The organism is Peptoniphilus sp. HCN-40583, from assembly GCF_037892835.1.
GTDB classification, from domain to species: domain Bacteria; phylum Bacillota; class Clostridia; order Tissierellales; family Peptoniphilaceae; genus Aedoeadaptatus; species Aedoeadaptatus rachelemmaiella.
Map to the genome: position 1 here is coordinate 1 of NZ_JBBKBU010000024.1, position 12,342 is coordinate 12,342.

Below are 12,342 nucleotides of genomic sequence, written 5' to 3' on the forward strand. Positions count from 1 at the left end.
CGGTGCACCACACGGTGCACTTTTTTATTTGCCCGACTTGAAGGGCGCCTCGTGCCGTTTTATAATAAGGAGAGACAGGTTTTCAGAGGCAAGAAGGAGGTTTACCATGCCCTTTATTCATGTAGAATTAATCGAAGGTCGTTCCGACGAAGTAAAGGCAAAGATCGCCAAGGAAATTACGGATACGGTTCATAAATTGGCGGACACGCCTCGGGAACACATCCACGTGGTGTTCCAAGACATGAAGCGCAACGACTATTTTAACGAAGGCCACTAAGGCATATCCCTATAAGAAAATCGGGTAAGCTTGAGCTTGCTCGATTTTTTTGTGGAAATTTTTGCAAGAAAAAACGCCCCGAAAGGCGTTTGTGTGCAAATTTACTTGTCTTCGTTATGTTCTCTGTCGATGCGTTCTTTTCTGTCCCGTTCGTCGGCCAAAAGGCGGCGAATTAAAAGGATGATGAGAACGAAAGCGGCGATGGCAAAGGCGAATTTGCCGATGAACACGAGTAAGGCGAGCCCTTGTAACATGATTGTACCTCCTTGGATTGAATTTGTAGCTGGATCGAAGTGTGTCAGTCTCGACCCGTTTTTCCTCGATCCTTTCTATCTTTTTCATCGGCTGAAAGGCGACGGATTAAAAGGATTACGAGAAGAACGACGAGGACGAGGATGAAAAAACCCGCCCACAAAGCGATAATTTTCATAACAGCCTCCTTGTAAACACCGCGTCCCTCTTTAAAGGGAGTGATATCTCTTATCTATTATACGATATTTTTTCGGGGGGGGGCAAGGAGAAGTAGTTTTCGGCTTCGCCTTGTGTATCGAAAGGATCTCCGCTTTTTTGCTGCGGAAATTTTTCAGTTAATAGTTTCGGCTCAGTCCCAAGGTGCCGACGAGGATGCCTTCGTCGGCAGCCCCTTCCTCCCGCAAGGTGGGGCCGGCGTAGACCTGAATGTTCATTTTTCTGTACATGGGGGAGAGCATGTTGTCCCGATGGCTCGGGCTCATTTCCCATGCCTTGAAACATTCCTCTGCCAGGATTTCCGGGTCGATGGTGAGGGCGGTGCTTCCGTCGTAGCCTCTCTTTTTCAAGGGGAATTGAATGAGGTTTTCGCCGATGAAATAGGCGGGGTTTTTGTGCTTTAAGTAGTCGTAGGCCGTGTAGTAGGGCCGCTTGTCCGGCCGCACGTGGCGCGCGCCGTCGATGCGCATATTGCCGTAAAGGGCGAGCTCCTTGGCCCGGGCGTAGGCGCCGGCCTCCAGGTTTTTGTCGAGAACCAAAGGACGCACATGATTTTTTCTGCGGGCGTCGTTGAGCCGATTCAAAAACGCTTTTTGAAAGGCCTCGTGATCGAAGGTGATGCGGCGATTAAGCCCGTCGGTTAAGTAGAGGAAGCGGGCGATGGCCTCGTCGTAATCGGGATGGGCGTAGAGAATGTCGTAGAGGGTGAGAAAGACGGCCTCCCGGGTGGCGGGCGCTTTATAGGGACCTTCGGCGACGGGAAGGGAAAAGGCCATGGCGCGGTAGATCCAGCTGTCGGGCCAGCTGAAGGTGGCGGCCTCTTCGGCGGTAAGGGATTTGTCGGCAAGGATCACGGCGATTTTCGATGCTTCGGCGCCGCTTACGGGCATCTCCGGTCGAAAGTTGCCGTCGCCGTCGCCTTGAATCAGGGGCAGAGGCTGCGTCTTTTGGGCAAGGGTAAGTGCGTGGATATAGCCTTTGGCCCAGTGGGTCTCTGCCACGTCTTTAAAGGGCGAGGCTTCTTTTTCAAGGGCCGCCGCATCTTCCTGAAGATTCAACGCGCAGGTGATGATCTTGGAAAATTCGGCGCGGGTCATGGGGCGGGTCAAGGCGAGATCGCCTTTTTCGTCGCCGACGATAAGGCCCGCCTCGCAGAGTGTTCGGATTTTTTCCGCCGGTGCCACGTCTTTTTTCTGCGTCCCTTCGGCAAATGCCGTCCGGGGCAAGAGAAGGGCCGATAAAATCAGCGCAACCAATGCTTTTTTCTTCACGGCGACCTCCTTTATTTTTCCTCGGCTTTTTCCGCCTTTCGATCCAAGAGTTGAATTTCTACGCGTCCGATGCGCTTGTCCGTTACGCCCAAGGTGGTGAGCTTTACGGAATTGCCGTAGAGGACTTTGTGTTTTTTCGTGTCTCCGGCTTCGGGGATAAAGCCCAAGAGCTCGATGGTGAGGCCGGAGATGGTTTCGTGGTTTTCGCTTTGAAGATCCAGATCCAGCTGTTCGTTGATCGTATCCAATTCGGCCATGCCGTCGGCCACATAGGTGTAGTCGTTAATTTTTAAAATCTGCTTCAGGTCGTGGTCGTATTCGTCTTCGATTTCGCCGACGATTTCTTCCACAATGTCTTCGATGGTGACCATGCCCGACAAGCCGCCGTACTCGTCGATTAAAATGGCCAGGTAATTTTTCGTGGACTGCAGTTCCTGCAAGAGGCGGTCGATGTTTTTCGTTTCGGGAACGAAATAGGGCTTTTTCATCACCGACTCGATGTCGATGGAGCGGTAGCTGCGTTTGGCGTATTCCACGAAGAGGTCTTTAATGTAGATGGTGCCCACAATGTGGTCGGGGCTGTCTCGGTAGACGGGCACGCGGCTGTAGCCGGACTCCAGCATCTCCCGGATCTTTCCCGTGCCGAATTCGTCGTAATCCAGCATGTAAAGGGCGGTGCGCGGCGTCATGATTTCGTAGGCCAGCTTGTCGTCGAAGTCCATGATGTTTACCATCATCACTTCGCCGGACTCGTTAATGACCCCGTGTTGTTGGCCCACGCGAAGGTAGGATTTAATTTCTTCTTCGCTGATGTTTTTTTCCACGTCCTTGGAGTAATTGCCCGTGGCCTTTAGGATCAAGGTGGTGGTAAATGCGAGGAGCTTGATAGAGGGCGTCATGAGCTTGTAGAAGGCCGCCGCGGCGCCGGCGTTTTTCAGCGCCGTTTGCTCGGCCTTTTGCAGGGCGATGCGCTTGGGCACCAAAACGCCGAAGACCAGGTTAATGTAAGAAAGAAGAAGAATCACCAGTACAAAAGCCACTGTGCCGGAGGGCCCTTCGCCCAAAGGCGAGAAGGATGGGCGAATGAGGGGAACGAAGGCCCGGGCGGCTAGTGCCGCGGCAAAAAAGCCTGCCAAAGTCGTCCCCGCCTGAATGGTGGAGAGAAAGCGGGACTGATTTTTCGTCAGGGCCAAGACTTTTTGCGCCCGCTTGTCGCCTTCTTCCGCCAGATTGCTGATGCGCTCCCGATTGGCGGAGACCAGGGCGATTTCCGTGGCGGTGAAAAAGGCGTTGGCTGCCGTGAGTAGGATAATGAGAAGTAATTCGGGCAAAATCTGCCCAACGGAATCCATAAAATACATGCCTCCTTTTCTAACTAGTATATACCCCCGACGGGTAAGAATGATACAAGAGATGAATTGAATTCTGTTATACTAATAAGAGTGAAAGAACCTGAAAGGAGCAATTATGAATATCGAAGATTTACAGTCTTTTGTGGACTTGAGCCCCACGTCTTACCAAGTGGTGGAGCATATTCAAATGGCGGCGGCGGGCTTTGTGCGTCTCGCCAAGGAAGATGCCTGGGAGCTTGAAGAAGGCGGCAAGTATTATGTGGTCAATGAAGACGGGGCGATTCTCCTTTTTTCCATGGGAAAAAGAGACCCCGAGACCATGGCTTTTCGCACGGTGATCAGCCACACGGACAGCCCGGCTCTGCGCCTCTTGCCCGGCGGCGTGCACGGCGAAAAAGACTGCGTCAGAATGGATGTGGAACCTTACGGCGCCATCATTAACGCCGACTGGTTCGACCGGCCCCTGTCTTTGGCGGGACGGGTCATCGTGGAGGGGGAAGATGACGTGAAGAGCATCCCCGTGGATTTCAGGGAGCCCGTGGCCACCATTCCCCATCTGGCACCCCACCTGCACAAGGACGTGAACAACGGCTACGTCTTTAAAGCAGGAAAAGATTTGGTGCCCCTCGCCGCGAAATCCTGGGACGATGGCGGCTTCTTAAAGGATTTGGCCGCCCTCGCCGATGTGGATGAAGAAAAAATCTTGGACTACGACTTGTATTTTTATCCCTGGGGCGACAGCACCCTCATAGGTGCCGACAAAAAGTGGCTCTCCTCGCCGCGACTGGACAATTTAGCCACAGCTTATCCGGCCTTTATGGCTCTATCCGGCGAGATCAACGAAAATCTCACTCAAGTGGTTTACCTCGCTGATCAGGAAGAAATCGGCAGCCTCACCCAAAGCGGCGGCGACAGCAGCTTCCTTCCCAATGTGCTCCGCCGAATCGTCGGCGATTTAGGCGACGAAGCCTACTACCGCGCCCTGGCGCGAAGCTTCCTCCTCTCCTGCGACATGGCCCACGGCGATCACCCGAACTATCGGGAGAAGGCCAATCCCTCCGCATCGCCTGTTTTAGGCGGCGGCGTAACGGTGAAGCTTTCCGCCAGCCGCAGCTACGCCACCCAAGGCCACAGCAGTGCCAGATTTAAGCGCATGATGAAGGCAGCGGGGCTCGAGGTGCAAACTTTCGCCAATCCCCACGGCCAACGAGGCGGCTCCACCATCGGGCCCTTGAGCTTGCGCCACGTGGACATGGAAGCCATGGACATCGGCATCGCCACCTGGGCCATGCACGGGATTTTCGAAGTGGTTCACGTCGACGACGTGTTGGATTTCTACGACGCAGTACGCACCTTTTTCACCGCAGATAATTTTTAGTGTGAAGTAAAAGGAGGTTCCTATGAAAAAACGCAGTTCATGGCCCCTCGCCGCGGGCCTTCTTCTCGGTGCCTCCATCGTGCCGCAGCTTTCGGCCAATGCTCGAAAGAAGCAATCCGCCCGCAAGCTGGCGCGATGGGAAGCATCGGGGGCTCTGCATCGCCTGGCCCTTTACGACGAGGCGGGCGGCGCAATTACCGGCGTGTATAAATCGCCTATGGACGGTCTGCCCCTGTCCTTTACCATCATCGAGGCCGAGAATCCTCAGGGTTTGGTGCAAATCGTCCACGGTGCGCAGGAACATTCCGGCTATTACAAAACCTTCGCCCACCGCCTGGCGCGGGCGGGCTTTACCGTGCTCCTTTCCGACAACCGGGGCCACGGCGATTCCGTCTCGGCGGACCATCCCCGGGCCTATATTTCATCCATCGACGACATTGTGGCGGATCAATATGCCCTTACGCGGTTTTTTAAGAGCCGCTACCCCGGCTTACCCCTGGCCATGTTCGGCCACTCTTTCGGCTCCCTCATTGCGCGGAACTACATCATGGACCACGACGATGCCATCGATAAGTTGATCTTAACGGGCCTGGTGTGCTACCCGCCTCAAGCCGGCGTCGGCTTGTTTTTCGGCAATTTGGAAAGCTTCTACACCAGCCCCAAGCGCCGCGGTGCCCTGATCCGCATGATGGATTCGAAGACCAAGGCGGCTCTGGATACCATCAGCAACAACCCTGCCTTCTTGCGGGCCTTTAAAGGCGACGACAAATTGGTGAGCCACTACCTTAACGGCGGTGCCATGGCCATTTGGGACAGCGCCTCCCGCTTAAAAGACTACGGCCGCTACGGCGTAAAAAATCCCGATCTCAAGGTGCTCGCCTTAAACGGCACGGAAGATCCCTTAACCGGCGGCGCAAAAGGATTGGCGGATACGGCGAAAACTTTCTACAAATTGGGGTATGAAGATTACGAAAATAAAATTTATCCCCTGATGAAACACGATTTGCTCCACGAAAGTGCCAGTGAGTTCGTCATCGGGGACATCATTAAATTCTTGAAAAAATAGGGAAGGAAGCGATTCATGAATTGAATTGGCTAGAAGAAGCAAAAGCCATTGAAAAAGACATCGTCGCCTGGCGCAGACACATTCACGCCCATGCGGAAGTGGGTTTTTGTGTGGAAAACACGGCAGCCTTTGTGGAAGAGAAGCTGAAAGATTTCGGCTACGCGTCCCAACGTTTGGCGGAGGTGGGCGTCGTCGCCACCGTGGGAGAAGGCGAGCCTGTGATTCTTTTTCGGGCGGACATGGATGCCATTCCGGGAAAGGAAGCAAGCGGCGTTTCTTTTCAATCGGAAGAAAACATGCATATGTGCGGCCACGATATGCACACGGCCATGCTCCTCGGGGCGGCGAAGCTGTTAAAAGCTCACGAAAGTGAATTGAAGGGCACGGTGAAATTGGTCTTTCAACCGGCGGAGGAACTTCTCGCCGGGGCTAAATCCTTAATCGACGCCGGTCTCTTGGAAAATCCCGCGCCGGAAGCGGCCTTTATGATTCATGTCAACACCATGGATGAGCCGGCCCTTTACATTAAGCCGGGCATTATGACCACGACCAACAACAATTTCCGCATCACCGTCAAGGGAAAAAGTGCCCACGGCGCCATGCCCCAGCTCGGTGTGGACGCCACCTACATCGGCGCCGCCATCGTCATGGCCCTGCCGGAGATCGTGGCGAGAGAAGTGGCATTTGATCGCTCCGCCGTCATTACCACGGGCCACTTTGAAGCCGGCGATGCACCGAACAGCATTCCCGATGTGGCCATCATCGAAGGTACCTTGCGCAGCTTCAACGAAGATACCCACGCTTATGTGAAAAAGCGGTTGGTGGAAGTGGCGAAGGGCGTGGCCGAAACCTATCGCGGCGCGGAGGAAGTGGAATTTCTCTCGGAAGCCTACATCGTAAACAACGATCCCGAGCTCGCAGCCTTCGTTCGAAAGGCGGCGGAGGCGGCGGGGATTCCCGTAAAAGAAGCCGAGGCCGTGCAGGCGTCGGAAGACTTCTCCTACATTGCGAGAGAGATTCCCACGGCGATGATGATGTTGGGCGTAAAACCCGATGCCGGGGAAGTTTACCCCTTGCACAATCAACACGCAGTATTTAACGAAGACAGCATGGTTTACGGCGTAAGCACCTTTTGCGCCATTGCCGAAAATTATTTCAGGAGGTCATTATGGCAGTAGTAGAATTAACCCTCGTTCCCATCGGAACCCAAAAGACATCGTGCAGCCCCTTTGTTGCGGCAGCCTACGATGCGGTAAAAGACAACGACAAAGTGGAAATCCGCTTAAATCCCATGGGCACAGTCCTTGAAGGCGACATCGACGAGCTCTTCGCCTGCGTGCGGAAAATGCAGGAAGCCGTCTTCGCCGCCGGCGCTGAGCGGGTTTACTCCGTGGTCAAAATCGACGACCGCAGGGACAAAAAGGCCAGCTTGGATCAAAAAGTCAACTCCGTGATGTCGAAATTAGTGTAGCCCATGGAAAAGAAACAATCATTAAAAAAACCCCTGAACGCCAATTCGTCCATTAAAAAAACCGTCGCCGTATTAAGCGGCAAAGGCGGCGTGGGCAAATCCATGGTCACCGGCCTCTTGGCATCGGAAATGAAGCGGCGGAACAAAGAAGTGGGCGTCTTGGACGCGGACATTTTAGGCCCTTCCATTCCGAAAATTTTCGGCACCGACGGCACGGTCTTTCAAACGGAAAAGGGCATTCGCCCCTTGAGGACCTCCACGGGCATCGATCTGATGAGCGTGAACTCCATTTTGGAAAGCCCCACAGATCCCGTCTTGTGGCGGGCGCCGGTGGTAGGCAATATGCTCACCACCTTCTGGAGCGATGTGAACTGGGGCAAGAAAGACTACCTCTTTATCGACATGCCTCCGGGCACCGGCGACGTGGCCCTCACCGTTTTTCAAACCATGTCCGTCGACGGCATCGTCATCGTGACCTCGCCTCAGGATTTGGTGTCCATGATCGTGGAAAAGGCCATTAAAATGGCGAAGATGATGGCCCTGCCCGTCATCGGCATTGTGGAAAACATGCAGTACTTTATCGCTCCGGACACCGGCGTGCGCTACGACATTTTCGGCGTAAGCAAAACCGCCGCCATCGCCGAGGAAAAGGGCATTCCCTATTTGGGCGCCTTGCCCATCGATCCGAGACTTGCGGAATGCGCCGACAAAGGCCGCATCGAAGATTACCGGGTGGACACGTTAAGTGCCATCGTCGATAAAATCGAAAAGTTCAAATAAGAAAAGGCGCCTGCGGGCGTCTTTTTTATGGGAGAATGAGGTAGGGGAATCCGTTTTATTTTTTCTCTTTTCGGTATATACTATGTTGGATAATATATTGATTGAATTGACGACAAAGGAGTTGACTATGGAAAAAGACGTCATCGTCGCCTTGGATTTTCCCTCGGCCAATGTGGCGCGGGAATTTTTGTCCCGCTTCGACGGCGAAGCGCGCAAGCCCTTCGTGAAAGTGGGCATGGAATTATTCTACGCCGCCGGGCCGGCGTTCGTGGTGGAATTAAAGTCGAAAGGCTATAAGGTCTTTTTGGACTTAAAGCTCCACGATATTCCCAACACCGTGGCGGGAGCCGTGCGCTCCTTAAAGGGCCTGGGAGCCGATATGCTCACCCTTCACGCCTCCGGTGGCAGGGATATGTTTATGCGGGCGAGAGAAGCGGTGAAGGATATGGATCGCCCGCCCATTCTCCTGGCGGTAACGGTGCTTACGTCTTTTTCCGACGTCGGCAGAAAAGAAGCCCTTCTAGGTGAAAATCGCTCGGCGGAAGATGCGGTGTATCACCTGGCCTATCTTGCCCTACAAGGCGGTGCCGACGGCATCGTGTCCTCGGCCATGGAAGGGAAGTATTTAAGGGAACACATTCGCCAAGCCTTCCCCCTGGTCTGCCCGGGGATTCGCCCGGCGGGAGCAAATGCCGGGGATCAAAAGCGAGTGGTTACCCCCGCCGATGCCAGAGAAATGGGCGTGGATTATATCGTCGTAGGCCGGCCCATTACACAGGCGAAAGATCCCGTGGCGGCCTACTATGCCATTAAGGAAGAATTTTTAGGAGGTAGCCAATGAAAGCCGTATGCGAACACTTATTAGATATCGGCGCCGTCAGCTTGTCACCGAAAGCGCCCTTCACCTGGGCCTCGGGGATCAAGAGCCCCATTTACTGCGACAATCGCCTGATTCTTTCCTATCCCGAAGCGAGAAAGGTCATCGAAGAAGCCTTGGCGGCGTTGGTGAAGCGGGAATTTCCCGAAGCGGAAGCCGTTCTCGGCACGGCCACGGCGGGCATTCCTCACGCCTCCTACATTTCCTGGATTCTGGATATGCCCTCGGGCTTTATTCGCTCCAAAGCCAAGGACCACGGCAAAAACAAGCGCATCGAAGGGGCCTTTAAAGAGGGAGAAAAAGTGGTTGTGGTGGAAGATCTCTTCTCCACCGGCGGAAGTTCCATCGATGCCGCCAAGGCCTGCGAGGCGGAAGGCCTTAAGGTCGTGGGCATCGTGTCCATCTTCAGCTACGAATTAAAGGCGGCGGAAGATAATTTTAAGGCCTCCGGCTTTAAATACGCCTCCCTCGCCACCTTCCCGGAGCTGGCGGAAGTGGCCGTGGCTCGCGGCGATTTAAGCGAAGAGGAAAAAGACCGCCTCAACCAATGGCGCACCGATCCCTACGACGAAAGCTGGTGCAAAGAATGAATTGGGCCAAGGTCCTGTTTAAATACCTGCCTCGGGCGAAGAAAATCGTCTCCGACCCCGAGCGCATGGAAAAGCTCGCTAAGGAAAGCTTCTCTATTTTAAAGGGCAAGGGCAAATTGGCCCAGGTGCGAAGAGAGGGTCTGCTTCTGGTGAAGCTCGCGAAAGATGCGATCACTGGGCGCTACCGGGGCCTGAAGAAGCGAAATCTCCTTTTCATCGTGGCAGGGCTCATGTATCTGGTGAATCCCATGGACATCTTGCCGGACTTTCTCTTCGCCATCGGCTTTGCCGACGATATTGGCGTATTGATGTATGTCTTTAAAAAGCTCGACGGCGAGATCAAGGCCTACGAAGCGTGGCGGGATGAGGAAGCGGAGGTCGCCGATGATTTCTATGATTATGACGGGGACGATGTCTACGGCATGACCATGGAAGAGGCGCCGGATCTCGAGGGCTATGAGGTCATCGACTACGACGAATAGTTTTTCGAACAATTTATAAACGAAGGAAGCCCCTGCAGGGGCTTTTTTGGTGGGATAAATATAAAATGGCTTTAAACTTTCCATGGGGATTAAGTCCTCAATGGATGGTTTCGTGTTAAAGCGCACGAAAAAGGAGCCCGGTTTTCACCGAGCTCTTCAATGGTTAATAGAGAACCTTTATTCTTTTATTCATTGACCATAAGGTAGTTATAGGCGCCGAGGGCGGCGGTGGCACCGCTTCCGGCGGCGATGACGATTTGCTTATAGAGGGTGTCTGAAACGTCGCCGGCGGCAAACACGCGTTTCACATTGGTCGATCCGTCTCCTGCCGTGAGGATTTCGCCTCTGTCGGAAAGTTCGATGCCCGAATCTTTCAGCCATTCTGTATTGGGCACCAGACCTACTTGAATAAAGCAGCCGGAAATGGGGATCTCCTCGGCCTTGCCGCTGATCCGATCCGTGTAGGCGAGTTTTTCCACTTTGCCGTCGCCGTAAAGGCCCGTGGTTTGGGCATTGGTGATGACCGTCACATTGGAGAGGGTCTTTAGTTTCTTCAAGAGGGCATCGTCGGCCTTTAGATCCGGCAAAAATTCCAGCACGGTAACGTCTTTGGCGAGGCCAGCCAAATCGATGGCTGCCTCGATGCCGGAGTTGCCGCCGCCGATGACGGCGACATTTTTCCCCTTAAAGAGGGGGCCGTCGCAGTGGGTACAATAGGCGACGCCTTTGTTTCTGAATTCCGTTTCGCCAGGAATGCCGATGAGCCGCCAACGGGCGCCGGTGGCAATAATCACCGTCTTAGCAAAAAGCTTGGCGCCGTTATCCAGGCTTACCTCCACCTTGTCGTCGAGGGCTTTGATGCCGTCGGCGAGGACGCCGGTCATGATGTCTACATCCAGCGCCGTGACCTGGGCCTGCATTTGATCCATGAAGTCGGGGCCTTCCGTGTATTTAAAGCCGGGAATGTTTTCGATGGACAGGGTCTCTTTCACCTGACCGCCGAATTCGCCGGCGAGGAGGCCGGTTTTAATGCCCTTTCTCGCAGCGTAAATGGCGGCTGTCGCTGCTGCCGGGCCGCCGCCGATGATCAGGGCATCGAAAAGGGGCTTGTCCTTAAATTCCTCTTTGTCCACTTTGCTGCCCAGCTTTTCCAAAAGGCTTGAAAGGGACTGTTTGCCCCCTTCGAAAAAGTCGCCGTCTTTAAAAATGGCGGGCACGGCCAGCACATCTCTGGATTCCGCCAGATCTTGGAAGCTGCCGCCGTCGATCATGGTGTGGTTGACCTTCGGATTGACGATGGCCATAATGTTTAAGGCCTGTACCACGTCGGGGCAGTTGTGGCAAGAAAGGGACACGACGGTTTCGAAATCCGCCGGCGCCAGACCTTCGATGCGCTTCTTATCGGAAGCGTCGATTTTCGGCGCGATTCCCCCCGCCTGGAGCATGGCCAGGGCGAAGGAGGCGAATTCGTGGCCCAAGGGAAGGCCGGCGAAGACGATTCTGCCGTGCTCGAAGCTCCCCTTAATTTCGAAGGAAGGCGTGTAGGTCAGCTCTTTCTCCACCAAGGTGATTTTGTCCGATAAGGCCGCCACTTCTTCGACAAATTCCCGAACCTTCTTGCAATTTTCGTCGTCATTATTCGCAGAAAGCCCAATAGTGACCTCTGTTTTCAAGAGGTCAAAATATTGGGCCAACTGGTTCTTTAGATTTGTATCTAACATATTAGATTTTACCTACCAGGTCCAGTCCCGGCGTTAGGGTAGCGTCTGCTTCGCTTTCCCATTTGGCGGGGCAAGCTTCACCGGGGTGTTCGGCGACGTATTTGGCCGCTTTCACCTTGTTAATGTTGACATTGGCTTTTCTGCCGATGCCGTCGGCATTGATTTCAACGGTTTGAATCACATTGTCCGGATCGATGACCATGGTGGCGCGGTGGGCCTTGCCCGAGTCGTCGAGAATACCGAGCTCTCTCGTGAGCTCTTTGTTGGAATCGCCGATCATGGTGTATTGGATCTTGCTGATGGCTTCCGAATTGTCGTGCCAAGCTTTGTGAACGAAGTGGGTATCCACGGAAACCGAATAGACTTCGGCGCCCAGGGATTTTAATTCGTCGTAGGATTCTTGCATATCTTCAAGCTCCGTGGGGCAAACAAAAGTAAAGTCGGCAGGGTAGAAGATGAGTACAGTGTAAGAACCTTTCATATCGTCGTTAGACACTGTTACAAATTCATCCTTTGCCGGATTATAGGCGTCGAGTTTAAACTCGGGTAATGTTTTTCCTATTAAAGCCATAATTTTCTCCTTATATTTCTAAAAATCAAACTGCATCT

The 12,342-nt window shown here is 53.7% G+C and carries 15 protein-coding genes; 9 read left to right on the forward strand and 6 right to left on the reverse strand.

The genetic code is table 11. The features are described from left to right. Window positions 1-37: 37 nt before the first annotated feature. The gene (locus WKT05_RS07865; RefSeq protein ID WP_340413676.1) at window positions 38-277 is read left to right on the forward strand and encodes a 2-hydroxymuconate tautomerase; all 240 of its coding nucleotides are present in this window, start codon (window positions 38-40) and stop codon (window positions 275-277) included. A 101-nt stretch (window positions 278-378) separates the two neighbouring features. On the opposite strand, the gene WKT05_RS07870 is transcribed toward WKT05_RS07865, so the two are convergent. The 4 genes from WKT05_RS07870 to WKT05_RS07885 form a co-directional block, all read right to left on the reverse strand. Next, window positions 379-531 (reverse strand): hypothetical protein, encoded by a 153-nt coding sequence (locus WKT05_RS07870; protein ID WP_340413646.1) that lies wholly within the window; start codon window positions 529-531, stop codon window positions 379-381. Window positions 532-575: 44 nt separating this feature from the next. Next, window positions 576-707, reverse strand: coding sequence for a hypothetical protein (locus tag WKT05_RS07875; RefSeq protein WP_340413647.1), 132 nt, complete (start codon window positions 705-707; stop codon window positions 576-578). 157 nt (window positions 708-864) lie between these two features. Further along, the gene (locus WKT05_RS07880) at window positions 865-2,016 is read right to left on the reverse strand and encodes a CAP and S-layer homology domain-containing protein (protein ID WP_340413648.1); all 1,152 of its coding nucleotides are present in this window, start codon (window positions 2,014-2,016) and stop codon (window positions 865-867) included. A gap of 11 nt (window positions 2,017-2,027) precedes the next feature. Beyond that, complete coding sequence (locus WKT05_RS07885; protein ID WP_340413649.1) at window positions 2,028-3,377, reverse strand: hemolysin family protein; 1,350 nt, start codon at window positions 3,375-3,377, stop codon at window positions 2,028-2,030. 106 nt (window positions 3,378-3,483) lie between these two features. Here WKT05_RS07885 and WKT05_RS07890 point away from each other — a divergent pair, with 106 nt between their 5' ends. The 8 genes from WKT05_RS07890 (at window position 3,484) to WKT05_RS07925 (ending at window position 10,012) form a co-directional block, all read left to right on the forward strand. Next, window positions 3,484-4,746, forward strand: coding sequence for a M18 family aminopeptidase (locus tag WKT05_RS07890; RefSeq protein ID WP_340413650.1), 1,263 nt, complete (start codon window positions 3,484-3,486; stop codon window positions 4,744-4,746). A 22-nt stretch (window positions 4,747-4,768) separates the two neighbouring features. After that, entirely contained in the window at window positions 4,769-5,812 is a 1,044-nt protein-coding gene (locus tag WKT05_RS07895) for an alpha/beta fold hydrolase (RefSeq protein ID WP_340413651.1), read from the forward strand. A 20-nt stretch (window positions 5,813-5,832) separates the two neighbouring features. Further along, the gene (locus tag WKT05_RS07900) at window positions 5,833-6,990 is read left to right on the forward strand and encodes a M20 metallopeptidase family protein (RefSeq protein WP_340413652.1); all 1,158 of its coding nucleotides are present in this window, start codon (window positions 5,833-5,835) and stop codon (window positions 6,988-6,990) included. Beyond that, entirely contained in the window at window positions 6,981-7,283 is a 303-nt protein-coding gene (locus WKT05_RS07905; RefSeq protein ID WP_215508456.1) for an MTH1187 family thiamine-binding protein, read from the forward strand. The genes WKT05_RS07900 and WKT05_RS07905 overlap by 10 nt, the downstream gene beginning before the upstream one ends. Before the next feature lie 3 nt (window positions 7,284-7,286). Next, window positions 7,287-8,063, forward strand: a complete 777-nt coding sequence (locus tag WKT05_RS07910) for an Mrp/NBP35 family ATP-binding protein (RefSeq protein WP_340413653.1) — start codon at window positions 7,287-7,289, stop codon at window positions 8,061-8,063. 127 nt (window positions 8,064-8,190) lie between these two features. After that, window positions 8,191-8,904 (forward strand): orotidine-5'-phosphate decarboxylase, encoded by a 714-nt coding sequence (gene pyrF / locus WKT05_RS07915; protein WP_340413654.1) that lies wholly within the window; start codon window positions 8,191-8,193, stop codon window positions 8,902-8,904. Beyond that, window positions 8,901-9,530 carry an orotate phosphoribosyltransferase gene (gene pyrE / locus WKT05_RS07920; RefSeq protein ID WP_340413655.1) on the forward strand — a complete coding sequence of 210 codons (630 nt, stop codon included), beginning with the start codon at window positions 8,901-8,903 and terminating at the stop codon, window positions 9,528-9,530. The genes pyrF and pyrE overlap by 4 nt, the downstream gene beginning before the upstream one ends. Next, window positions 9,527-10,012: a YkvA family protein gene (locus WKT05_RS07925; protein ID WP_340413656.1), complete on the forward strand. Its 486-nt coding sequence runs from the start codon at window positions 9,527-9,529 to the stop codon at window positions 10,010-10,012. Before pyrE ends, WKT05_RS07925 begins: the two co-directional genes overlap by 4 nt. Window positions 10,013-10,197: 185 nt before the next feature. Here WKT05_RS07925 and ahpF read toward each other — a convergent pair whose 3' ends face one another. After that, the gene (ahpF, locus tag WKT05_RS07930; RefSeq protein ID WP_340413657.1) at window positions 10,198-11,733 is read right to left on the reverse strand and encodes an alkyl hydroperoxide reductase subunit F; all 1,536 of its coding nucleotides are present in this window, start codon (window positions 11,731-11,733) and stop codon (window positions 10,198-10,200) included. 1 nt (window position 11,734) lies between these two features. After that, window positions 11,735-12,304: an alkyl hydroperoxide reductase subunit C gene (ahpC, locus tag WKT05_RS07935; protein ID WP_340413658.1), complete on the reverse strand. Its 570-nt coding sequence runs from the start codon at window positions 12,302-12,304 to the stop codon at window positions 11,735-11,737. Window positions 12,305-12,342: the final 38 nt, after the last annotated feature.

Excerpts from the sequence above, each read along its gene's own strand:
- WKT05_RS07870 (WP_340413646.1), bottom strand. The coding sequence starts at position 531 with ATGTTACAAGGGCTCGCCTTACTCGTGTTCATCGGCAAATTCGCCTTT.
- WKT05_RS07875 (WP_340413647.1), bottom strand. The coding sequence starts at position 707 with ATGAAAATTATCGCTTTGTGGGCGGGTTTTTTCATCCTCGTCCTCGTC.
- WKT05_RS07885 (WP_340413649.1), bottom strand. The coding sequence starts at position 3,377 with ATGTATTTTATGGATTCCGTTGGGCAGATTTTGCCCGAATTACTTCTC.
- WKT05_RS07890 (WP_340413650.1), top strand. The coding sequence starts at position 3,484 with ATGAATATCGAAGATTTACAGTCTTTTGTGGACTTGAGCCCCACGTCT.
- WKT05_RS07895 (WP_340413651.1), top strand. The coding sequence starts at position 4,769 with ATGAAAAAACGCAGTTCATGGCCCCTCGCCGCGGGCCTTCTTCTCGGT.
- WKT05_RS07905 (WP_215508456.1), top strand. The coding sequence starts at position 6,981 with ATGGCAGTAGTAGAATTAACCCTCGTTCCCATCGGAACCCAAAAGACA.
- WKT05_RS07910 (WP_340413653.1), top strand. The coding sequence starts at position 7,287 with ATGGAAAAGAAACAATCATTAAAAAAACCCCTGAACGCCAATTCGTCC.
- pyrF (WP_340413654.1), top strand. The coding sequence starts at position 8,191 with ATGGAAAAAGACGTCATCGTCGCCTTGGATTTTCCCTCGGCCAATGTG.
- pyrE (WP_340413655.1), top strand. The coding sequence starts at position 8,901 with ATGAAAGCCGTATGCGAACACTTATTAGATATCGGCGCCGTCAGCTTG.
- WKT05_RS07925 (WP_340413656.1), top strand. The coding sequence starts at position 9,527 with ATGAATTGGGCCAAGGTCCTGTTTAAATACCTGCCTCGGGCGAAGAAA.
- ahpF (WP_340413657.1), bottom strand. The coding sequence starts at position 11,733 with ATGTTAGATACAAATCTAAAGAACCAGTTGGCCCAATATTTTGACCTC.
- ahpC (WP_340413658.1), bottom strand. The coding sequence starts at position 12,304 with ATGGCTTTAATAGGAAAAACATTACCCGAGTTTAAACTCGACGCCTAT.